Origin of the sequence: Streptomyces sp. NPDC050564 (genome assembly GCF_044457265.1) — a bacterium.
GTDB lineage: Bacteria > Actinomycetota > Actinomycetes > Streptomycetales > Streptomycetaceae > Streptomyces.
In genome coordinates this window covers 62113-83287 of sequence record NZ_JBITGS010000027.1, presented here as the reverse complement: position 1 = coordinate 83287, position 21175 = coordinate 62113, and the positions used below count along the sequence as shown (strand labels likewise).

At 70.5% G+C, this 21175-nt stretch carries 19 protein-coding genes and 1 pseudogene; 13 read left to right on the top strand and 7 right to left on the bottom strand.

Going from position 1 to position 21175, the window contains the following annotated elements:
* Positions 1-173: 173 nt before the first annotated feature.
* From ACIBK0_RS35190 to ACIBK0_RS35160, 7 genes and pseudogenes are all read left to right on the top strand, one after another.
* Positions 174-1282 (top strand): annotated as a pseudogene (locus tag ACIBK0_RS35190) (NtaA/DmoA family FMN-dependent monooxygenase); the annotation flags it as partial.
* A 4-nt stretch (positions 1283-1286) separates the two neighbouring features.
* A complete protein-coding gene (locus tag ACIBK0_RS35185; protein ID WP_399088789.1) occupies positions 1287-2069 on the top strand; it encodes a DUF1684 domain-containing protein in 783 nt (260 codons plus the stop codon).
* Positions 2070-2331: 262 nt separating this feature from the next.
* Positions 2332-3231, top strand: a complete 900-nt coding sequence (locus ACIBK0_RS35180) for a S1 family peptidase (RefSeq protein ID WP_399088787.1) — start codon at positions 2332-2334, stop codon at positions 3229-3231.
* A 175-nt stretch (positions 3232-3406) separates the two neighbouring features.
* On the top strand, positions 3407-4288 hold the full coding sequence (locus tag ACIBK0_RS35175; protein ID WP_399088909.1) for a slipin family protein: 882 nt from the start codon (positions 3407-3409) through the stop codon (positions 4286-4288).
* 298 nt (positions 4289-4586) lie between these two features.
* Positions 4587-5669, top strand: coding sequence for a S1 family peptidase (locus ACIBK0_RS35170; RefSeq protein WP_399088785.1), 1083 nt, complete (start codon positions 4587-4589; stop codon positions 5667-5669).
* A 233-nt stretch (positions 5670-5902) separates the two neighbouring features.
* Entirely contained in the window at positions 5903-9328 is a 3426-nt protein-coding gene (locus ACIBK0_RS35165) for a DNA polymerase III subunit alpha (RefSeq protein ID WP_399088907.1), read from the top strand.
* Positions 9325-10299 (top strand): DNA polymerase thumb domain-containing protein, encoded by a 975-nt coding sequence (locus ACIBK0_RS35160; RefSeq protein WP_399088783.1) that lies wholly within the window; start codon positions 9325-9327, stop codon positions 10297-10299. Before ACIBK0_RS35165 ends, ACIBK0_RS35160 begins: the two co-directional genes overlap by 4 nt.
* A 157-nt stretch (positions 10300-10456) precedes the next feature.
* Here ACIBK0_RS35160 and ACIBK0_RS35155 read toward each other — a convergent pair whose 3' ends face one another.
* Positions 10457-10831, bottom strand: a complete 375-nt coding sequence (locus tag ACIBK0_RS35155; protein WP_399088781.1) for a cupin domain-containing protein — start codon at positions 10829-10831, stop codon at positions 10457-10459.
* Positions 10832-10946: 115 nt separating this feature from the next.
* Between ACIBK0_RS35155 and ACIBK0_RS35150 the strand changes: the two genes are divergently transcribed.
* Positions 10947-11393 (top strand): MarR family winged helix-turn-helix transcriptional regulator, encoded by a 447-nt coding sequence (locus ACIBK0_RS35150; protein ID WP_399088779.1) that lies wholly within the window; start codon positions 10947-10949, stop codon positions 11391-11393.
* Between the two features lie 170 nt (positions 11394-11563).
* A complete protein-coding gene (locus ACIBK0_RS35145; RefSeq protein WP_399088777.1) occupies positions 11564-12424 on the top strand; it encodes an esterase/lipase family protein in 861 nt (286 codons plus the stop codon).
* 289 nt (positions 12425-12713) lie between these two features.
* Here the strand turns inward: ACIBK0_RS35145 and ACIBK0_RS35140 are convergent, their stop codons facing one another.
* Positions 12714-13718: a lytic polysaccharide monooxygenase gene (locus tag ACIBK0_RS35140; RefSeq protein WP_399088775.1), complete on the bottom strand. Its 1005-nt coding sequence runs from the start codon at positions 13716-13718 to the stop codon at positions 12714-12716.
* A gap of 370 nt (positions 13719-14088) precedes the next feature.
* A complete protein-coding gene (locus ACIBK0_RS35135) occupies positions 14089-15780 on the bottom strand; it encodes an acetolactate synthase large subunit (protein WP_399088773.1) in 1692 nt (563 codons plus the stop codon).
* A gap of 220 nt (positions 15781-16000) precedes the next feature.
* On the opposite strand from ACIBK0_RS35135, the gene ACIBK0_RS35130 reads away from it, so the two are divergent.
* Together ACIBK0_RS35130 and ACIBK0_RS35125 are read left to right on the top strand one after the other, a co-directional pair.
* On the top strand, positions 16001-16738 hold the full coding sequence (locus ACIBK0_RS35130; RefSeq protein ID WP_399088771.1) for a flavodoxin family protein: 738 nt from the start codon (positions 16001-16003) through the stop codon (positions 16736-16738).
* 108 nt (positions 16739-16846) lie between these two features.
* Positions 16847-17296, top strand: coding sequence for a GNAT family N-acetyltransferase (locus ACIBK0_RS35125; RefSeq protein WP_399088769.1), 450 nt, complete (start codon positions 16847-16849; stop codon positions 17294-17296).
* 48 nt (positions 17297-17344) lie between these two features.
* On the opposite strand, the gene ACIBK0_RS35120 is transcribed toward ACIBK0_RS35125, so the two are convergent.
* Positions 17345-17479, bottom strand: coding sequence for a hypothetical protein (locus tag ACIBK0_RS35120; protein ID WP_399088767.1), 135 nt, complete (start codon positions 17477-17479; stop codon positions 17345-17347).
* 136 nt (positions 17480-17615) lie between these two features.
* Here ACIBK0_RS35120 and ACIBK0_RS35115 point away from each other — a divergent pair, with 136 nt between their 5' ends.
* Positions 17616-18233, top strand: coding sequence for a class I SAM-dependent methyltransferase (locus ACIBK0_RS35115; RefSeq protein ID WP_399088765.1), 618 nt, complete (start codon positions 17616-17618; stop codon positions 18231-18233).
* Positions 18234-18307: 74 nt separating this feature from the next.
* Here ACIBK0_RS35115 and ACIBK0_RS35110 read toward each other — a convergent pair whose 3' ends face one another.
* Together ACIBK0_RS35110 and ACIBK0_RS35105 are read right to left on the bottom strand one after the other, a co-directional pair.
* Complete coding sequence (locus tag ACIBK0_RS35110; protein WP_399088763.1) at positions 18308-18808, bottom strand: DUF402 domain-containing protein; 501 nt, start codon at positions 18806-18808, stop codon at positions 18308-18310.
* Positions 18789-19718 (bottom strand): GNAT family N-acetyltransferase, encoded by a 930-nt coding sequence (locus ACIBK0_RS35105; RefSeq protein ID WP_399088761.1) that lies wholly within the window; start codon positions 19716-19718, stop codon positions 18789-18791. Before ACIBK0_RS35105 ends, ACIBK0_RS35110 begins: the two co-directional genes overlap by 20 nt.
* A gap of 71 nt (positions 19719-19789) precedes the next feature.
* Here ACIBK0_RS35105 and ACIBK0_RS35100 point away from each other — a divergent pair, with 71 nt between their 5' ends.
* Positions 19790-20158 (top strand): GntR family transcriptional regulator, encoded by a 369-nt coding sequence (locus ACIBK0_RS35100; protein WP_369245504.1) that lies wholly within the window; start codon positions 19790-19792, stop codon positions 20156-20158.
* 192 nt (positions 20159-20350) lie between these two features.
* Here the strand turns inward: ACIBK0_RS35100 and ACIBK0_RS35095 are convergent, their stop codons facing one another.
* Positions 20351-21121: a DUF72 domain-containing protein gene (locus tag ACIBK0_RS35095; RefSeq protein WP_399088759.1), complete on the bottom strand. Its 771-nt coding sequence runs from the start codon at positions 21119-21121 to the stop codon at positions 20351-20353.
* Between the last annotated feature and the right edge of the window lie 54 nt (positions 21122-21175).

The following is a 21175-nucleotide window of genomic DNA, read 5'->3' as shown; positions in this document are numbered from 1 at the left end:
TGACCTCTTCCCGCACCTCACCGTGCTGGACAAGTTCGTCGAGGCACCGGTCTTCGCCCTGATGCGGCCGCGCAAGGACGCCGTCGAGGCCGCGCGGAAGCTGCTCGACCGGGTCGGGCTCGCCGACAAGGCGAACGCCTACCCGAAGCAGCTCTCCGGCCGTCAGCAGCTGGGGGTCCCCCCACGATCTCGACGTCGTGGGACGCCCGGAGTCCCTCACCGTACTGAGCGCCCTCGCCGCCGTCACCGAGCGGCTGGGGCTCGCGGCCACGGTCCACGCGACCTTCAACGAGCCGTACGAACTCGCCCGCAGAATGGCCTCGTTGGACCATCTCAGCGGGGCCGGGCCGCCTGGAACGTGGTGACGTCGTCGGACGCCTTCACCGGGGAGAACTTCCGGCGCGGCGGCTATCTCGACCGCGCCGATCGCTACGCGCGTGCCGCCGAAATCGTGCTGACCGCATGGGAGTTGTGGGATTCCTGGACGCCCGACGGACTGCCCCGCCCCTTCGCGCACCGGGGCGGGCACTTCGACATCGCGGGCGAGTTCACCGTGCCGCGCTCGCCGCAGGGGCACCCGGTCGTGATTCAGGCCGGCGACTCGGGGGAGGGACGGGAGTTCGCCGCGTCCGCCGCCGACGTCATCTTCACGCGGCATGGGACCTTGGAGGCGGGCCGGGAGTTCTATGCCGATGTGAAAGGACGGCCGGCCAGGTACGGGCGGGCGCTCGAGGACCTGAAGATCATGCCCGGGGTCACCTTCGTGCTCGGCGGCACGGCCGCCGAGGCGCAGGAGCGGGCCGCCGAGATCAGGCGGCAGCAGATCTCTCCGCAGAACGCGCTCCTCACTCTGGAGCAGATCTGGGGCGTCGACCTCTCCTCGTACGATCCCGACGGGCCGCTTACCGACATCGACCCGGACCCGGAGTCGACCCTGGTGCAGGGCCGGGTGCGCGTCGCCGCCCCGTTCGCGGTCGCCGGCAAATGGAGGGCCCTTGCGCGCGAGAAGGGCCTGTCCATCCGGCCGGCGGTCATCGAGGCGTCCGGGCGGCAGTCTTTCATCGGCACCCCGGAGGCCGTCGCCGCCGAGCTGGACGAGTTCGTCCAGGCGGATGCCGCCGACGGCTTCATCCTCGTACCGCATCTGACACCCGGCGGACTCGACGAGTTCGTGGACCGGGTGGTGCCGCTGCTCCAGGAGCGCGGCGCGTTCCGCACGCAATACACGGGCACGACGCTGCGCTCGCACCTCGGGTTGGCACAGCCCGTATGGAAGGGTTGATCACATGACGACGGACGCATCCGAGGACTGGAAGCACTGGCACGAGCACCGCACCGAGACGGTGTCCGCGCCCTACGGACCGCTCGCGCTCACGGGCACGCACTGGATCGAGGACTATCCGGAGGGGCGACTTCCGGACATCCCCGGGCACTGGGCCGCCAAGGACGACGCCGTCGTCCTGAGGGCGACGGCCGAGGACGGACTCACTGTCGACGGCGAGCCCTTCACCGGCGAGGTCGTGCTCGACGCCGACCTCGGGCCGGTGGCCGGGGCCCGCGTCGGGCGCGGCGAGCACCGGTTCGTCGTCCTGGTGCGCGAGGGGATCTGGGGCGTACGCGACTACGATCCCGCCGCACCCGCGCGGGGGGCCTTCCAGGGCATCGAGGCGACTGAGTACGATCCGCGCTGGTCGGTGCCCGGGCACTTCACGCCGTACGGCGAGGACCGCACCGTACGTGTGGAGAACGCGGACGGAGTCTCCCGCGGCCTCGGCCTCGGCGGTGTCCTCGCCTTCACCCTGGACGAAGAGGACCTCACGCTCCAGGTGTCGGTCGAGAGCGACGGCTCGCTGTGGGCCGTCTTCGCCGACGCCACCAGCGGGGACAGCAGTTACCGCTTCCGGTTCCTGCGCCCCGCGGCGCCCGACGCGCAGGGGCGTACGACGGTGGACTTCAACCGGGCCGTGCTGCCGCCGTGCGCATTCGCCGACCACTTCATCTGCCCCTTCCCGCCGCCCGGGAATACGCTGGGCGCGGCCATCGCGGCGGGGGAGCGCCACCTGCGCTGAGGCTGCCGGGACTTCCGAAGGCTCGTGGGGGCTCCGAGGCTTTTCGGGGGCTGGAGATCAACTGCCGTGGGGCGTCAGCAAGTTGAACGCTGCACGGCCGAAAGGTGCCCTTGCGCCGGTCGGTCGTGCAGCCGAATACTCCCCCACAGCGCTTGTCAGGGGCACGGCTTGTCCGGAATCCGGATGGGCGGCCCCCGGCTGCGCCTCACGGGCCCCTACCCCACGACACGAGGGCCCCCGACTTCCCTTCGGAGGGACGAACGTGAGGATCAAGCGCACCACTCCCCGCAGCGGCATAACGAGACGGACCCGGCTGATCGCCGTCACCACCGGCCTCGTGGCCGCCGCATCGTTCGCGGTCCCCAGCGCGAACGCGTCCGACGTCCAGACCTTCAGTGCCACTCAGCTGAGCAGTGTCAACAAGTCGGTCCTCAAGTCCGACGTCGCGGGCACGGCCTGGGCGGTCGACGCCAAGACGAACCGTGTGGTCGTCACCGTCGACAGCACGGTCTCGAAGGCCGAGATCGCGAAGATCAAGAAGGACGCGGGCGGCAACGCCGCAGCCCTCACCATCAAGCACACCCCCGGCACGTTCAAGAAGCTGATCACCGGTGGCGACGCCATCTACGGCGGCCAGTACCGCTGCTCGCTCGGCTTCAACGTGCACAGCGGGAGCACCTACTACTTCCTGACCGCCGGCCACTGCGGTGAGGTCGCCTCCACCTGGTACTCCAACTCCGGGCACACCACGACGCTGGGCACGAACGTCAGCTACAGCTTCCCGACCAACGACTTCGCGCTGGTCCGCTACACCAACTCCTCGATCGCCCACCCGAGCGCGGTCGGCAGCCAGACCATCACCAGCGCCGCCACGCCCAGCGTGGGCACGACCGTCTACCGGCGTGGCTCGACCACCGGCACGCACAGCGGCCGGGTCACCGCCCTGAACGCCACGGTCAACTACGGCGGCGGCGACGTGGTCTACCAGATGATCCAGACCACGGTCTGCGCCGAGGGCGGCGACAGCGGCGGCCCGCTGTACGCCGGTTCCGTCGCCTACGGTCTGACCTCCGGCGGCAGCGGCAACTGCAGCTCCGGCGGTACGACCTTCTTCCAGCCGGTCGTCGAGGCGCTGAACTACTACGGCGTGAGCGTCGGCTGACCGACCGGCTGCTACCCCCCACGCGGCTTCCGCACGGCCAGACCTGCAGCCGGCAGCAGGAGAGCCCCCGCACGCAACTGGTGTGCGGGGGCTCGCCCTTGGTCAGGTGACGGAGTTACCGTCGAAGTACACGCTTACACGCCTGATGCGCCACTTCGGACCCTGGGGGGCCGTGATGGTCGAGGAGCTGGTGGCGGCGGGAGTCTCCGTCGCGTCCGTGGGGCTGGTCTATGTGATGGCCGGAGCCCGTGTCGTCAAACAGTACGAACGGGGCGTGGTGTTGCGGCTGGGCCGGCTGCGCTCGGAGGTGCGCGGGCCCGGGTTCACGATGGTCGTGCCCTTCGTGGACCGGCTCCGTAAGGTCAACATGCAGATCGTGACGCTGCCCGTGCCGGCCCAGGAGGGCATCACGCGGGACAACGTCACGGTGCGGGTCGACGCGGTCGTCTACTTCAAGGTCGTGGACGCGGCGAACGCGGTCATCCAGGTCGAGGACTACCGTTTCGCGGTCTCGCAGATGGCGCAGACCTCGCTGCGGTCGATCATCGGCAAGAGCGACCTCGACGACCTCCTGTCCAACCGCGAGAAGCTCAACCAGGGGCTGGAGCTGATGATCGACAGCCCGGCGATCGGCTGGGGTGTGCAGATCGACCGCGTGGAGATCAAGGACGTATCGCTGCCGGAGACGATGAAGCGGTCGATGGCCCGGCAGGCCGAGGCCGACCGTGAGCGGCGGGCCCGGGTCATCAACGCGGACGCCGAACTCCAGGCGTCCAGGAAGCTGGCGGAGGCCGCCGGGGTGATGTCGGAGCAGCCCGCGGCGCTCCAACTACGGCTGCTGCAGACGGTGGTGGCCGTCGCGGCGGAGAAGAACTCCACGCTCGTACTGCCCTTCCCGGTGGAGCTGCTGCGCTTCCTCGAGCGGGCGCAACAGTCGGCCGCCCCGGCACCCGAGCAGGCGCCGCCCGCGGTTCAGCAACCGGTGCAGGAGCAACCACCGTCGCTGGACGCCTCCTTGGATCAGGGCGCCGAGGGATCAAAAACGAGACAGGACTAGACCTCACAGGCTGTACGACCGTCGCGCGCACCCAGTGTTTGCACTGGGAACCGACGTGGTGTGACCACGCACAGTCAAGGCGCAGGGGGCGTACGCCCATTGGCGTACGCGCGTCCTGAAGTCGACCTTGTGTGCCCCCTGTGCGCCTCGGAATAGTGGGCCGCGAACAACTGGCATGGACACGGCTTGACGCGCTTTGGCGCGATTTTTTGTCGTGCGCCGGGTCCATGTCCGTACGCCTTCCGGTCGCGGAGGTCCCCACAACCTCCGCGACCGACCCCCCACAGGAGGACGTGAGTTGAAGCATCGACGCATACCCAAGCGGCGTGCCGTCATGACGGGTGCGGGCATCGCCGCACTCGTCGCCGCCGGAGTCACCTTCCAGACTGCGAACGCGAGTGAGGCGCCCAAGGCTTCCGCGCCGCACACGCTCTCGGTCGCGGCGGCCGGAAAGCTTGCCTCGACGCTCGGCAAGGACCTGGGTGCCGACGCGGCGGGAACGTATTACGACGCGAAGTCCCAGCACCTCGTCGTCAACGTGCTCGACGAGAGCGCGGCCAAGACCGTCGCGGCGGCCGGCGCCAAGGCCAGAATCGTCGAGAACTCCCTCGACGAGCTGAAGGGCGCCCGTACCACGCTCAAGGAGGACGCGACCATCCCCGGCACGTCCTGGGCGACCGATCCGGCGACCAACAAGGTCGTCGTCACCGCGGACCGTACGGTCAAGGGCGCCGCTCTGGAAAAGCTGACCAAGGTCATCGACGGTCTCGGCGCCAAGGCCGAACTCCAGCGCACGAAGGGAGAGTTCAAGCCCTTCATCGCGGGCGGCGACGCCATCAGCGGCTCCGGCGGGCGCTGCTCGCTCGGCTTCAACGTGGTCAAGGGCGGGCAGCCGTACTTCATCACCGCCGGGCACTGCACCGAGGCGATCTCCACCTGGTCGGACTCCAGCGGCAACCAGATCGGCACGAACGAGCAGTCCAGCTTCCCGGACAACGACTTCGGCCTGGTCAAGTACACCGGGAGCGTCGACCACCCGAGCGAGGTCGACCTCTACAACGGCTCCGCGCAGCCCATCACCAAGGCGGGCGACGCGACCGTCGGCGAGAAGGTGACCCGCAGCGGTTCGACGACCCATGTGCACAGCGGCACGGTCACCGGCCTGGACGCCACCGTGAACTACGGCAACGGCGACATCGTCAATGGACTCATCCAGACCGACGTCTGCGCCGAGCCCGGTGACAGCGGCGGCTCGCTGTTCGACGGCGACACCGCGATCGGCCTCACCTCCGGCGGCAGCGGCGACTGCACCTCGGGCGGCGAGACCTTCTTCCAGCCGGTCACCGAGGCGCTCTCGACGTTCGGCGCCCAGATCGGCTGACGGCAGGCACCCCTCGACGGAGCCCCGCTCCCGCCTTGTGCGGGGGCGGGGCTCCGGTGTGCGCGGGGCGCGGGGCAGGCCGACGCCGACGCCCCGCGCCCGGTGTTTGCGCAGGTGGGGCGGGCTCGAACGGATGTCGCACAAGAGTTCGAGAATTGGTCTATGGTGGGGGTGAGGTAGTTGGGAACAAATGTTCGAGGGCTTGTCGGAGCCCATGGGTGCGGGAGGTGCGAGTGCCGGGGTTCACGCATCTGCACACCGCCTCCGGGTTCTCCCTGCGGTACGGGGCCTCGCACCCGGAGCGGCTGGCCGAGCGCGCCTCCGAGCGGGGCATGGACTCCCTCGCCCTCACCGACCGGGACTCCCTCGCGGGCGCCGTCCGGTTCGCCAAGGCCTGCGCGAAGGCGGGCATCCGTCCGCTGTTCGGCGCGGAGGTGGCGGTCGGGGAACCCGTACGGGGGGAGCGGCGCCGCACTCCGGTGCGTGGCGGTGCCTTCATCGACGAGTCGACACCCCGCGTGACCTTCCTGGCCCGGGATGGCGTGGCGGGCTGGGCCGACCTCTGCAGAATCGTTACGGCGGTCCATGCGGGAGACGCGGGCCAGCCACTGCTGCCCTGGTCGGACAACCACGCCGAAGGCCTGACCGTCCTGCTCGGCCCCGCCTCCGACGTCGGCCGCGCGCTCGCCGCCGGGCGCCCCGACCGGGCCGCGAAGCTGCTCGCGCCCTGGCGGGAGATCTATGGCGACGCCCTGCGCCTGGAAGCGGTGTGGCACGGCCGCACGGGTACGGGATCCGGCTCCCTGCGCCTTGCCGCCCGCACCGTCGGCTTCGCCGCCGAGCAGCGGGTACGGCCGGTGCTCAGCAACGCCGTGCGGTATGCCGACCCCGGCACGGGCCCGGTCGCCGACGTCCTGGACGCCGCCCGCCGTCTCGTCCCCGTCGACCCCCGGCGCGAGCTGGACTCCGGCGAGGCCTGGCTCAAGGACGAGGCCGCCATGATCGGTGCCGCCGAGCGGATCGTCGAGTCCGCGGGCTATCGCCGCAGCGCCGCGTACCGCCTGCTCGAACAGACGCAGGCCACCGCCGCCGAGTGCCTCGTCGACCCCGAGGACGACCTCGGCATCGGCACGGTCCACTTCCCCGAACCGCACCTGGTAGGCGCCGGCCGCCGCACCGCCCAGCGCGCCCTGGCCTCCCGGGCGGCGGCGGGGATGGTGCTGCGCGGCTATGCCGACCGGCGTACCTACTGGGAGCGGATGCACCGCGAGCTGGACATCATCGCCCACCACAACTTCGCCTCCTACTTCCTGACGGTCGCCCAAGTGGTGGACGACGTACGGAAGATGGGCATCCGGGTCGCCGCGCGCGGCTCCGGCGCGGGCTCCCTCGTCAACCACCTCCTCGGCATCGCCCACGCCGACCCCGTCGAGCACGGGCTCCTGATGGAACGCTTCCTGTCCAAGCGTCGCTCGGTGCTGCCCGACATCGACATCGACGTGGAGTCCGCGCGCCGCCTGGAGGTCTACCGCGCGATCATCGGCCGGTTCGGCACCGAGCGGGTCGCGACCGTCTCGATGCCCGAGACCTACCGGGTGCGGCATGCCATCCGCGATGTGGGCGCCGCCCTCTCCATGGACCCCGCCGACATCGACCGGATCGCCAAGTCCTTCCCGCACATCCGCGCCCGCGACGCCCGGGCGGCGATGGAGGAGCTGCCCGAACTGCGGGAGTTGGCAAGGGAGTTCGAACGGGAAGGGGAGCGGTACGGCAGGCTGTGGGAGCTCGTCGAGGCCCTCGACGCGCTCCCGCGCGGAATTGCCATGCACCCGTGCGGGGTGCTGCTCTCCGACGCCTCCCTGCTCGCCCGTACGCCGGTCATGCCGACCAGCGGCGAGGGCTTCCCCATGTCGCAGTTCGACAAGGAGGACGTCGAGGACCTCGGGCTGCTCAAGCTCGACGTCCTGGGCGTGCGGATGCAGTCCGCGATGGCGCACGCGGTGGCCGAGGTGGAGCGGGCCACGGGGGAACGGCCGGACGTCGACGCGGTACCGCCGGGCGATCCGGCGACGTATCGGCTCATCCAGTCCACCGAGACGTTGGGCTGCTTCCAGATCGAGTCGCCGGGCCAGCGGGACCTGGTCGGGCGGCTTCAGCCCGCGACCTTCCACGACCTCGTCGTCGACATCTCGCTCTTCCGCCCCGGGCCGGTCGCCGCCGACATGGTGCGGCCGTTCATCGAGGCACGGCACGGGCGGGCGCCGATCCGCTATCCACACCCGGACCTGGAGAAGCCGCTGAGGGAGACGTACGGAGTCGTCGTCTTCCACGAGCAGATCATCGACATCGTCGACATCATGACCGGCTGCGGACGCGACGAGGCGGACCGGGTGCGCCGCGGGCTCTCCGACCCCGAGTCGCAGGGGCGGATCCGCTTCTGGTTCGCCCAGCACGCGGCGGCGAAGGGGTACGACGCCGAGACCATCGCGCGTACCTGGGAGATCGTCGAGGCCTTCGGGTCGTACGGCTTCTGCAAGGCGCACGCGGTGGCCTTCGCCGTGCCCACGTACCAGTCGGCGTGGCTGAAGGCCCATCACCCAGCGGCCTTCTACGCGGGGTTGCTCACGCACGACCCCGGGATGTACCCGAAGCGGCTGCTGCTCGCGGACGCGCGGCGGCGAGGGGTGCCGATCCTGCCGTTGGACGTGAACCGGTCGGCGGTCGCCCACCGTATCGAACTGGTGTCTGAATCCGGGGTGTGGGGAGTGCGCTTGGCGCTCTCCGACGTGCACGGCATCAGTGCGGCCGAGGCCGCGCGGATCGCGGACGGGCAGCCGTACGCCTCGCTGCTCGACTTCTGGGAGCGGGCCCGGCCGAGCCGGCCGCTCGCACAGCGGCTCGCGCAGGTCGGCGCGCTGGATTCCTTCGGCGCCAACCGCCGCGATCTGCAACTGCACCTGACCGAGCTGCACCGGGGTTCCCGGGGTGCGGGCGGGGGCCAACTCCCCCTGGCCGGAGGGCAGAAGACCGCCTCTGCCGGGCTGCCCGACCTCTCCTCGGCGGAGCGGCTCAGCGCTGAGCTGGGCGTGCTCTCCATGGATGCCTCGCGCAATCTGATGGACGACCACCGGGAGTTCCTGGGGGAGTTGGGGGTGGTCACGGCGCGCAAGCTGCGGGAGGCGCGGCACGGTGAGACGGTTTTGGTCGCGGGCGCCAAGGCGGCCACCCAGACCCCGCCGATCCGTTCCGGCAAACGCGTCATCTTCACCACCCTGGACGACGGCACCGGCCTGGTCGACCTCGCCTTCTTCGACGACTCGCACGACGCCTGCGCCCACACCGTCTTCCACTCCTGGCTGCTGCTGGTGCGCGGGGTGGTGCAGCGCCGGGGCCCGCGCAGCCTCAGCGTGGTGGGCGCGGCGGCCTGGAACCTCGCCGAGCTGGTCGAACTGCGTGCCGAGGGCGGCCTCGACGTGGTGGCGGCGCGGCTGGCGGAGCCCGTACCGGAGAAGCCCGGTGACGGCGATCCGGCTGAGGGCCGGAAGATCCGCATGTCCACGGGGTACGAGATGCACCCCTGGGCCGATCTGCGTCCCGCGGGCGAAGGGCCCGCGGGGGGAAAGAAGTTGTGGCACCAGAGTCCGGGGAGTGCGGGATGACCATCCTCTGCGTACGTTTCCAGCTGCCTCCGATGCACGAGGCGGCGTTGGCTCAACTCCTCGCGCTTCTCGAGGAGTTCACCCCCGTCATCGAGGCGCTGCCGCCCGACGGCGCGCTGCTGGATCTGCGCGGCGCCGAACGGTACTTCGGGCGCGGTGCCGTGGAGTTCGCCTCGCTGATTCGGGTGCGGGCGCTCGCGCTGCACGGGATCGACTGTGTGATCGGCGCCGGCCCGGGGCCGATGCTCGCGCGGATGGCCCTGCGGGACGCCGCGCCCGGGGTGACCCGCGTGGTGCCCGAAGAGCCGGACGCCGTCGCGGAGTTCCTCGCCGAGCGGCCCGTCGCCGCGCTGCCCGGAGTCGGCGGCGCCACCGCCCGCACCCTGTGCGAGTACGGCCTCGACACCATCGGCAAGGTCGCCGCCGCCCCCCTGTCCACACTGCAGCGCCTCACCGGCGCCCGGGCCGGCCGCGAGCTGCACGAGAGGGCGTCCGGCATCGACCGAGGCAGGGTGGTCCCGAACGCCACCTCACGCTCCCTCGCCACCGAACGCCCCTTCTCCCGCGACGAGCTGGACCCGTCCCGGCACCGCCGCGCCCTGCTCTCGGCCGCGGAGGAACTGGGCACCCGGCTGCGCGCCCTGGAGAAGGTCTGCCGCACGCTGACCCTCACCGTCCGCTACGCCGACCGCTCCACGACCACCCGCAGCCGTACCCTCAAGGAGCCCACCGCCCACTCGTCGACGCTCACCGACACCGCGTACCGCATGTACGAGGCACTCGGCCTGCAGCGCGCCCGAGTCCGCGCGATCGCCCTGCGCGCCGAGGGCCTGACCCCTGCCGGACAAGCCTCCTACCAGCTCACCTTCGACCCGGTGGACGAGAAGGTCCGCCGCATCGAGGAGGTCGCGGACAGGGCCCGGGCGAAGTTCGGCCCCCATGTGATCGGGCCGGGGACATTGGCGGCGTGACGGGCACGATCAGCCCCTACCGGTAGGGGCTGATCGCGCAGTTCCTCGCGCCCTTTAGGGGCGCGGGGAACTGCGCGATCTTATAGGGGGGTCTGGGGGCGCAGCCCCCAGGTACGGGACGGGTAGGGGCGGAGGGGGCGAAAACCCCGTAGGGCCCCTAGTTCGCCCACGGCGGCGTGAGGACCGAGCCGTCGGCCAGTTCCGCCTGGAGGCCGATGGATGTGGTGACCCAGGAGATCGCGGTTTCCCCGGTCGGGTTCTCGACGCCCAGCGTGGCGCCCGGGTTGATGATCACCGTGTCGCCCGCGACGATCCGCTCGGTGCGGCCGTCGAGGGTGATCAGCAGTTCTCCGGCGAGGAGATGGAAGATCTCCTCGCGGTTGACGGTGTGGACGGGGGCCTTGGTTCCCGCGGGTATCTCGCCGCGCCAGGCGCACAGCTCCTTGCTGCCGCTCAGGGGAGTGGCGTGCGAGATGAAACGGGCTCCGTGGATCTCGTGGACGACGGCTTCGGACGGACGGATGACGGGCACGGGAGCCTCCGGGGAGGTGGATGGACAAGAAGAGATGGTCAAGCCGCTTGACTATGACTGCGCCCCCTATGGTCAAGCTGCTTGACCAATTCGTCAAGGGTGTTTCAATGCATGCGTGCAGAACTCCGAGGCCATGGCCCTGTCCGCCGCGCTGCTCGCCGTCGCCGGTGAGCTGACGCAACGTATTCATGAGGGCGTGGTCGCCCGGGGGTTCGAGGGGCTGCGACCCGCGCACGGTTTCGCGTTCACGCGGCTCGCCCCGGACGGTGCGACGGTCACCGACCTCGCCGCCCACCTCGGGGTCACCAAGCAGGCGGCGAGTCAGCTCGTCGAGGAGCTCGTCCGCAAGGGGTTCGTCGAGCGGCGCCCGCATCCGGACGACGCGCGCGCCCGGCTGATCGTGCTGACCGAGCGCGGCTGGGCCTGCACGCGCGCGGCGGAGGAGGCGGCCGCCGATGTCGTGCGTGGGTGGAGTGGACTGCTCGGGGAGGGTGAAATGCGCGCGTTGCGCGACCGCTTGGTGCGCATCGCGCCCTACGGTCCCATCAGGCCCGCCTGGTGACGGTTCGGCGACTGCGCTCACTGCCCTGGTTACCACTGGAAGTTTTTACTGACGCGTAACTTCACACCTGAGCTACTCGCCCGTAACTTGACGAGTGAACAGCATCCTCGTGATCCGGATCACAGGGCGTACGTCGTCGCAACTCCCTTGAGCCGCAAGGAGATCACCCGATGCTGCCCTGGAAGCGAGTGCTCAGACCCCTGACCGCGCTGCTCCTGACCGCCGCTGTCGCAGTCGTCCCCGCCGCCACCGCCCGGGCGGACTCCGCCCCCAGCCGGGGCTGGAACAACTACTCCTGCAAGCCGTCCGCCACCCACCCCCGCCCCGTCGTCCTCGTCCACGGCACCTTCGGGAACTCCGTCGACAACTGGCTGTCCCTCGCGCCCTACCTGGTCGACCGCGGATACTGCGTCTACTCCCTCGACTACGGGCAACTGCCCGGCGTCCCGCTCTTCAACGGCCTGGGCCCCATCGACAAGTCGGCCGAACAGCTCCAGACATTCGTCGACAAGGTACTCGCCGCGACCGGCGCGACCAAGGCCGACCTCGTCGGTCACTCACAGGGCGGCATGATGCCCCGCTACTACCTCAAGTTCCTCGGCGGAGCCGCCAAGGTGAACGCGCTCGTCGGTATCGCGCCCGACAACCACGGCACCACCCTCAGCGGTCTCGCCAACCTGCTGCCGTACTTCCCGGGCGCCGAGGACCTGCTCTCGGCGGCCACTCCCGGACTCGCGGACCAGGTCGCCGGATCCGCGTTCCTGACCAAGCTCAACGCCGGCGGTGACACCGTCTCGGGCGTCCACTACACGGTCATCGCCACCAAGTACGACGAGGTGGCCACGCCGTACGACACCCAGTTCCTCAGCGGCTCCGACGTGCACAACGTCCTGCTGCAGAACCTGTGCTCGGTCGACCTCTCCGAGCACGTGGCGATCGGTCTCCTCGACCGGATCGCGTTCCACGAGGTGGCCAACGCCCTCGATCCGTCGCACGCCACCGCGACCACCTGTGCGTCCGTGTTCAGCTGAGCACGCCGCCGGGGTCTGTCCGGCCTGAGCCGCCGGACAGACCCCGGAGTCCCGCGCCGACAGGGCCTAGTGCCGGGTCAGCCAAGGTTCGCCCCGTCGCGACGCCCGGCACGCTCCCCCACTGCCTTGAGGGCGTGGGAGGTGCCCCCACTCGCCGCTCCGGCCGAAAGCCCAAGTACATCCAGTACGAGGACTTCCGGCCGGCACTCCCCCAGCCTTCGGCCGGGGGGACCCCCAGAGCACGCACCGGACGCCGCTCCTCAACGGGCAAACCTTGGCTGACGCGGCACTAGCGGTCGTGGCGGCCGCTCGACATCGCGCGCCGCCGGACCGAGGCGAACAGCGCCGCGGCACCGAGCGCCAGGGCGGTCGCCCCGCCGATCGCGATGTACGACGTGGAGGAGTCGCCGCCGGTCTCGGCGAGGTTCTGCGACGAACCGTCCGCCTTCGGCTGGTTCGCCGTGTCCGTGCCGGCGGCGGCACTCGCGGTACTCGCCGCAGTCGTCGGCTCCGCCGACGTACTGGCGTCGTTGTCACCGTGACCGTGGTGCTCGACGGTCGACTTGTCGGCACCGTCCTCGATCTGCTCCTCGGAGGGCGCGGAGGCGGTCGGAGCGGGGGAGGAACTGCTCCCGGTACCACCGCTGCCGGTGTTGCCGCTTCCGCCGAAGGCCACGTCCGAGCAGGAGTAGAACGCCTCCGGGCTGTCCGAGCGCTGCCAGATCGCGTACAGGAGCTGCTTGCCCGAGCGCTCCGGGAGCGTTCCGGCGAAGGTGTAGAAGCCGCCCGAGGCGACCGGGTCGGTGGCCGTCGCGACCGGGTGATCGAGGTCCAGATCGTCCCAGGCGAGCTGCTGGGAGGGGTCGTAACCCGCCTTGGTGATGTACACCTTGAACGTGCCCTTGTGCGGGGCCGTCACCCGGTACTTGAAGGTGTACGAGCCGCTGCTCACACCGGTCGCCGGCCAGTCGGCGCGCGCCAGGTCGAGCCCCTTGAACTCGTCGTTGTTCGCGCTGCACAGCTTGCCGTTAGGTATCAGCGCCTGGTGCCGCCCGTTCGCGTCGCCGATCCGGATCCCGTTCCAGTCGTAGAGCGCCTGTGTGCCACCCGCCGCGACGGCCGCCTTGCAGGCGTCCGACCTGGGGCTCTCGGGGCCCTCCGCATAACACTGGGACACCCGGCTGACCGGGTCACCCATCGTGCCGTGCGCGGACGCGGGCGCGGCGCCCAGCGCGGTCAGGGCGAGCGGGGCGATGCCGACGGCGACGGCGGCGGCCTTGCGGCGAGCAGACATGGGGGGAACTCCTCGAAACGGTCCTTCGGACATGCGGCGAACCCGCGGGGGGTGATCAGCAAGCTAGCCCCAAGAAACCGTGGAATCGCCTGCCGTAGGCGGGTGGTGGAGATCCTTATGGCGCTGTTAAGGCGGGGCTAACTGGGGGCTCAGGAAGGGCCGTTGAAGCGCCCTTCCTCACCTGCGGGCGAGCGGATCGCCCTGGGAGCGCTGAGCCTGTCCCGCCATCTCGGATTCCGGGGTGGCTGCCGCCCGTCGAAGAGTCCAGCCTCCTGACCCGGCCGGGCCGGAATCACGCCGACGCGACGGCACAGGCCGAGTCAGAGGGGATCGAGAGGCCGGCGCACCGCCCACAGCACGGTCCGTGAGGTCAGAACGGGCCGTGGAGACTGCCCAGTCTGTCGGTCAGACGCAGATTCTCGGAGTAGTCGACGGGGCAGGCGATCACGGAAACCGTGTCGTCGTCCAGGGCGCGGCGCAGCACGGGCAGCAGTTGGTCGGCGGCCTCGATCGCATAGCCGCGTGCGCCGAAGCTTTCGGCGTAGGCGACCAGGTCCGGGTTGGTGAACCGGGTATGGCTGTGGCGACCGAGTTCGAGTTCCATCTTCCAGGTGATCAAGCCGTATTCTTCGTCCACCAGGACGAGGACGACCAGCGGGACGCCTTCGCGGACAGCGGTCTCCAGTTCCTGGGAGTTCATCAGGAACGAGCCGTCGCCCATCATCGCCAGGACTCGTCGGTCCGGCCGGGCGAGCTTGGCGGCGATCGCGCCCGGCAGTGCGAAGCCCATGGTGGACAGGCCGTTGGAGACCAGGCAGGTGTCCGGTTCGTAGGTCGGGTAGAGGCGGGCCATCCACATTTTTCCGGCGCCGGTATCCGCGAGCACGATGTCGTGGCGGTCCAGCGCGGTGCGGACATCGGTCACCACGCGCTGCGGCACCAGAGGGAACGCGTCGTTGTCGCGTCCGTACCGGAGTTCTTCATCGAGCAGCGTACGGATCTTCGCGCTGCTTCCCAGGTCGTAGGTGAGTCCTTCGGGCAGTGCCGCCGCGAGTGTGTCCAGCGCCTGAGCGGGGTCACCTTTGACGCCCACTGCGACCGGGTAGTGGGCGTCCACCTCGGCGGGGCAGCGGTGCATGTGAATGATCCGCTTGTCGCCGTTCGGGTTGATCTTGACTGGGTCGAACTCCTGGATCTCGTAGCCCACGCAGATCAGCACGTCGGCCGCGTCGAAGCCGAAGTTGCCGTAGTCGTGGCGCATGAAGCCGACCGCGCCGAGCGCGTTCGGGTGATCGTCGGGGAAGACGCCCTTGCCGTGGAACGTGGTCGCGACCGGGATGTTCAGCCGCTCGGCGAACCGCACCAGGGCGGTCGAGGCCCCGGCTCTGGCGGCACCGTGGCCTGCCAGCGCGACAGGGTGCCGGGCTGCCGCCAGCACCTCGACGGCCCGCGCGATCTGGGAGGGCGACGGTGCATCGGCGCGCACCGCGTCGACCTGCAAGGGTGCCGGCGGCTCGGCAGGACGCTCTGCTTCGATGTCCTCCGGCACCGCCAGGAACACGGCGCCGGGGCGCTCGCTCTGCGCGGTCTTGAACGCCTTGCGTGTCATCTCCGGCACCGCGTCCGGACACGTGATCTGGGCCGCCCACTGGGTGACGGGAGCGAACATCGACACCAGATCAATGACTTGGTGCGACTCCTTGTGGATACGGCGCAGCGACCCCTGAGCGGCCAGGGCCACCATCGGCGCGCTGTTGGTCATGGCGTCCGCGGTACCGAGCAGCAGATTGATCGCGCCGGGCCCCAGCGTGGCCGAGCACACTCCGGCCCGGCCGGTCAGCCGCCCGTAGATCTCCGCCATGAACGAGGCGGCCTGTTCGTGGCGTACCAGGACGTACCGGATCCCGGAGTCGTTCAGCGCGTCAACGAAGCGGATGTTCTCCTCACCGGGAATCCCGAAGACGTACTCCACGCCCTCGGCCCGCAGACAGCGCACCAACAGGTGCGCGACGTCCCCCACTGCGGTCGTGTTCCGCGACTCGGCCGCGCCTTGGATGCCCATGAGACGAAAGTAGGCATGTCCGCCTGCCCCGGCCACTGATCAGCCGCCGACCGGGCTGGCCGGTGACGGGTGCCGACCCGGCACCTGAGCCCACGCGCGCAAGCGACGCCGCGGCTGTTCGGAGGTATAGCGGTGGCGCCCGCCGCGGTCGGCCCGCACGCTGGATCCAGATGTGGACGCGCCGCCCGGCCGTGCGGCGGCAGACCTTTGGGAGGACCGTGTGACCGCTTCGGCGCCTGCCACCGATGCACCGCCGGCCCGGTACGACGACCTGCGTGCTCTGGTGATCAACTGCACCCTCAAGCGCTCGCCGGAGACGAGCAACACCCAGGGACTGATCGACCGCAGCATCGCCGTCATGGACGCGCAGGGAGTGCACGTCGATGTCGTACGGGCGGTGGACAACGACATCGCCACCGGTGTGTGGCCCGACATGACGGAGCACGGCTGGGAGACGGACGCCTGGCCGGACCTCTACCAGCAGGTCCTGGCGGCCGACATCCTCGTACTGGCCGGCCCCATCTGGCTGGGCGACAACAGCTCCGTGATGAAGCAGGTGATCGAACGTCTCTACTCCTGCTCCAGCCTGCTCAACGAAGCCGGACAGTACGCCTATTACGGCCGCGTCGGCGGATGCCTGATCACCGGCAACGAGGACGGCGTCAAGCACTGCGCCATGAACGTCCTCTACAGCCTGCAGCACCTGGGATACACCATCCCTCCCCAGGCGGACGCCGGATGGATCGGCGCGGCAGGCCCCGGCCCGTCGTACCTCGACCCCGGCTCGGGCGGCCCGGAGAACGACTTCACCAACCGCAACACCACCTTCATGACCTGGAATCTGCTGCACCTGGCCCGGGCGTTGAAGGATCTCGGTGGCATCCCCGCATACGGCAACCAGCGCACCGCGTGGGACGCCGGCTGTCGCCGCGACTACGAAAACCCCGAGCACCGGTAGGAACTGGTTGTCCGCCAGGAGACGATGACGATGCGTTGGGCGGAGAGCCCCCGGAAGCAGTCTGATCCACGTGCCGTGGCTCCCTGGTCGGTAGGTAGCGTTCGCGGCATGACAGACGAGGAGATCCGGTCGGCCGTCGCCGCCGATGTGCCGGTCGTGAAGGCCGTGATCGACGCGGCGTTCCATCCCTACATCGAGCGCATCGGGCTGGTTCCGGCGCCCATGGAGGCTGATCACGCGGCGCACGTGGCCGCGGGGCAGGTGTTCCTGACGGGGGAGCCGGTGACGGGGATCGTGGTGGTCGAGGAGCGCGAGGATCACCTGTACCTCGACATCATCGCCGTCCACCCCGACGCCCATGGCAAGGGCATCGGGCGCCGGCTGCTGCACTTCGTGGACGCACGCGCGCGTGAGCTCGGACTGCCCGAGATCAGGCTTCTGACGAACGCGCTGATGTGGGAGAACCAGAAGATCTACCCGAGATACGGGTACGAGGTGGTCGAGCGGCGCGTCGACGGTCCGTACGACCGGATCCACTATCGCAAGCGGCTGGTCTGACGGTTCCGGTTCTGGCGCCGGTCTGGTCCTCGTGGTGGTCGTGGCGGCTCAGCCGTCCGGCCACCACGTGCGCGCGATGTCCTTTCGGACCTCCTGGCGCTCGGCCGGACGCTCGTCGGCCTCGTCCCGCACACGGCGGGAGTCCGACTTCCTCAGGGGCTTCTGCACGGTCACACGGCGCATGGCTGCCTCCTTGGGCCTACCGGGTTCCGCTGTGTACGGAGGTAGACCCTTTCCGGGAGAGTTCCTCATCGGTCGGGATCTGTCTGTGGCGGCTGTCACGAATCGACTGTCAGTGGCGGGTGTCACCCTGGGGCGCATGACGAGTAACAGTGACATGAATCCGGGGGCGGGCGTCGACTGGGACGCGGAGTCCGTCACATTCGACAAGGAGCCGGACCACGGCCTGCGCGACCTCGTCGTAAGGGAGGCCTGGGCCGCCCGTCTGCGGGCGTGGCTGCCGGAGCGCCCGGCCGACGTCCTCGACGCGGGCTGCGGCACCGGCAGCCTGTCACTGCTCGCGTCCGAGCGGGGGCACCGGGTCACCGGGGTCGACAGCTCGCCGCGCATGATCGACCTCGCGCGCGCGAAGCTGGCCGGCCGTGACGCGGTGTTCCTCGTCGGCGACGCGGTGGCGCCGCCCGTCGGCGAGCAGCGGTTCGACGTGCTGCTGTGCCGCCATGTGCTGTGGGCGCTGCCGGACCCCGAGCGCGTCCTGCGGCACTGGCGCGGACTGCTCCGCCCAGGAGGGCGGCTCGTCCTGGTCGAGGGTGTCTGGGGGACCGTGAGCCCGGTCGGCATACCGGCCGACCGGCTGACCGCCCTCGTCGACCCTCTGGTGAGCCACCTCCGCGTGGAGCCGCTGTCGGACGACGCGCGGCTGTGGGGCCGGGAGGTCGAGGACGAGCGGTACGCGGTGGTGGCCACCGTCGAGTGAGAGGACGGGGGGCCGGGGCCTGTCGTCACGTTCCCGCCGCCCCGCGGCCGGACGGCGCGAACGTGACGGCAGGCCTAGGCCAGCAACGATTCGAAGTCGCCCTCGCGGGCCAGCCGTTCGAGTTCGTCCAGGGCGTTCTCGGCGGCGGTCGCGGCCTGCGGATCGGTGGTCGCCAGACCGCTCGCCGCGAACTCGTCCTCGTCCAGGCGGAGTACGGTGCTGCCGTCGGCCGAGCGCCACAGGTCGAGGTCGAGATCCTCGACGACCAGCTCGCCGCCACGGACGGTGGCCGGGCGGGTGATGTCGCAGTACCAGCCCTTCAGCACGCCCCGGCTGTCACGGACCTCCTTCACCGAGTACCACCGGTCCCGCCAGTAGTACTCGGTGAAGACATCGCCCTGTTCGAACCGTACGAAGCCGAAGTCGCGTACGCCGTCGCCCGCCCACGGCGCGCGCACGGTGACCCGAGTGCCGTCGTCGGCGAGCAGCTCGGCGGGGTAACTGATCTTGGTGCGGCCGTACTTGACAAGGACGACCTCCAGCGAGGCAGGGTTGTCAGGGGAGGTCGCGGACATACTTCACCTCCGTCGCGCAGATCTCGTATCCGAACCACTTGTTGATCGCCAGCATCGGTCCGTTTCCGGAGTCGTTGCCCGTGAATGCCTCCGTGAGGCCGGCGGAACGGGCGTGGTGCAGGGAGGCGTTCTTGGCGAGCTTGGCGAGGCCGCGGCCCCGGAAGGCGCGCGCGGTGCCCGTCATCACCGTGCCGTAGCGGGTGCCGCCGTCGGTGCGGGCCGCGCTGAACGCGGCGGGGCGGCCGTCGACCACGGCGACCGAGGTCAGCTCGGGGCTGAACAGGGGGTGGCGCCAGGTCTCCGTCAGCCAGGCCTCGTAGTCCGTGAACTCCCGGTCGACGTCGCTCGGTTCGTCCAGCAGCGTCTCCGCGTCCAGGCGGAACAGCGGTCGCGGATCATCGGCGAAGTCCGCGGCGGTGCGCAGCTCCACGCCGGGCGGCGGCGACTGGAGGGGCGGCGGGGTGCCGTTCGCCAGGTCGAGGCGGAGGAAGTGCGCGGAGCGGGCGGAGCGGTAGCCGCGCTTCTCCGCGAAGGCGCGGTTCCCGGGCTCGTCCAGGACCCAGGCGTGCAGCCTGGTCGCGTCCAGGGCACTCAGCCGCTCCTCGGCCGCGCGTACCAGCAGCGCGCCCGCGCCGCGGCCCGTCCGCTCGGGGTGCACATAGACATTGACGTACGCCTGGCCGGGCTCCGGGCTGTCGTACACGACGCCCACCTGTGCCGTGCCGATGGGCTCGCCGTCCTCCTCGGCCAGCAGCGGCTGGTAGTGCGAGTCGGGGTGAGCGTGCTCAAGGTCGTAGGCGATGGACTCGGGGGTGAAGAGCATGAACGGGAGGGCCAGGTGACGGATGCGGGCGAAGGCCTCGGCGTCCGCCCCGTCCCCGCGGCGCAGTTCGCGAACGATCACGGTCATGGAGCCGCACGCTACGCGTGGGTCGTGTGCGGATGCCTCTCATTTTCCGGTCGGTGCGGGACAATCGCTGCGTGACCCTGAAGATCCACATCGCTGAGGGGGCCGCGCCGTACGAGCAGGTGCGCGCCCAGATTTCCGAGCAGGCCCGGTCCGGCGCGCTGCCGGTCGGCTACAAGCTGCCCACGGTGCGCGGCCTTGCCGAGTCGCTCGGCCTCGCGGCCAACACCGTCGCCAAGGCGTACCGGGCCCTGGAGGCGGACGGGGTGATCGAGACGCGGGGGCGCAACGGAACGTTCGTGGCCGCCGCCGGCGACGCCGCGTCACGCGAGGCCGCGACCGCCGCGCAGGCCTACGCCGACCGGGCGCGTCGCCTCGGCCTCACCGAGTCGGCCGCGCTCGACGCCGTACGGGATGCCCTGCGGGCGGCTTACGGGGGATAGGAGGATGCCGCCGCCGCGGCTGAGCCGATGTCGGCACCGCCGGGTACGCCGCCGTGCCGGAGCGCCGCGCCGTCCAGGCGGAGAACGCCGGAAAGCCGGAAAGCCGGAAGGCCCGCAGGCCCGCAGGCCCGCAGGCCGGAAAGGCGGAAAGCCGGTAAGGGGAGCCGCGGTGAGTGCAGGGCTGGCGTCACCTCACGACGCCGGCATGTGGCCCGGCGTGCGCGTCACCGTCAGGCCCGCCGCCCTCGCCGCCCGGGCGAACATCACCGCGTCCTGGACGGCCGCCGCGTGCGGATCGTTGTTGAAGTACACGTACACGTCGTGGTCGTCCGGCCAGGTGTCCGCGATGCGCTGTATCCAGGTCGTCAGGGACCGCCGCCCGTAATGCGGCCACCGCAGGGCGCGGCCCTGGTGGAAGCGGACGTAGCCCCAGTCGGTGGTCCGCCACAGGGGGGTCACCGGGCGGGCCAGGACGTCGGCCCAGCAGAGGGCGGCGCCCCGTGATTCCAGCACCTCGCGCACCTCGGGCGCCCACCAGGAGTCGTGGCGGGGTTCGACCGCGATCCGCGTGCCGGACGGGAAGTGGGCGAGGCAGTCGTCGAGGAGCGCGGGGTCGGCGCGCAGCGTGGGCGGAAGCTGGAGCAGGACCGGGCCGAGCCGGTCGCCCAGGCCGGCCGCGTGGGTCATCAGGCGGTGCACCGGCTCCGCCGGGTCCCGCAGCCGCTTGATATGGGTCAGATAGCGGCTCGCCTTGACGGCGACGACGAAGTCCGGTGGAGTGCGCTCGCGCCAGCCCTCGAAGTTCTGCCGCGACGGCAGCCGGTAGAAGGCGTTGTTGAGTTCGACCGTCGCGAACCGCGCCGCGTATTCCTCCAGCCAGAGCCGCAGGGGCAGCCGATCCGGGTAGAGGACCCCGCGCCAGTCCTTGTACTGCCACCCCGACGTGCCGACGTACAGGGTCATACCTCCATCAAAGCACCGGAGGCGGGCGGATGCGGCGCCACAGATCGGACGCGG

What these genes read in the sequence shown, in the direction of transcription:
- ACIBK0_RS35110 (WP_399088763.1), bottom strand. Translation starts at nt 18,808, where the DNA reads ATGTCCGCGACCTCCCCTGACAACCCTGCCTCGCTGGAGGTCGTCCTT.
- ACIBK0_RS35120 (WP_399088767.1), bottom strand. Translation starts at nt 17,479, where the DNA reads ATGCGCCGTGTGACCGTGCAGAAGCCCCTGAGGAAGTCGGACTCCCGC.
- ACIBK0_RS35115 (WP_399088765.1), top strand. Translation starts at nt 17,616, where the DNA reads ATGACGAGTAACAGTGACATGAATCCGGGGGCGGGCGTCGACTGGGAC.
- ACIBK0_RS35125 (WP_399088769.1), top strand. Translation starts at nt 16,847, where the DNA reads ATGACAGACGAGGAGATCCGGTCGGCCGTCGCCGCCGATGTGCCGGTC.
- ACIBK0_RS35140 (WP_399088775.1), bottom strand. Translation starts at nt 13,718, where the DNA reads ATGTCTGCTCGCCGCAAGGCCGCCGCCGTCGCCGTCGGCATCGCCCCG.
- ACIBK0_RS35185 (WP_399088789.1), top strand. Translation starts at nt 1,287, where the DNA reads ATGACGACGGACGCATCCGAGGACTGGAAGCACTGGCACGAGCACCGC.
- ACIBK0_RS35105 (WP_399088761.1), bottom strand. Translation starts at nt 19,718, where the DNA reads ATGACCGTGATCGTTCGCGAACTGCGCCGCGGGGACGGGGCGGACGCC.
- ACIBK0_RS35175 (WP_399088909.1), top strand. Translation starts at nt 3,407, where the DNA reads ATGGTCGAGGAGCTGGTGGCGGCGGGAGTCTCCGTCGCGTCCGTGGGG.
- ACIBK0_RS35160 (WP_399088783.1), top strand. Translation starts at nt 9,325, where the DNA reads ATGACCATCCTCTGCGTACGTTTCCAGCTGCCTCCGATGCACGAGGCG.
- ACIBK0_RS35095 (WP_399088759.1), bottom strand. Translation starts at nt 21,121, where the DNA reads ATGACCCTGTACGTCGGCACGTCGGGGTGGCAGTACAAGGACTGGCGC.
- ACIBK0_RS35145 (WP_399088777.1), top strand. Translation starts at nt 11,564, where the DNA reads ATGCTGCCCTGGAAGCGAGTGCTCAGACCCCTGACCGCGCTGCTCCTG.
- ACIBK0_RS35135 (WP_399088773.1), bottom strand. Translation starts at nt 15,780, where the DNA reads ATGGGCATCCAAGGCGCGGCCGAGTCGCGGAACACGACCGCAGTGGGG.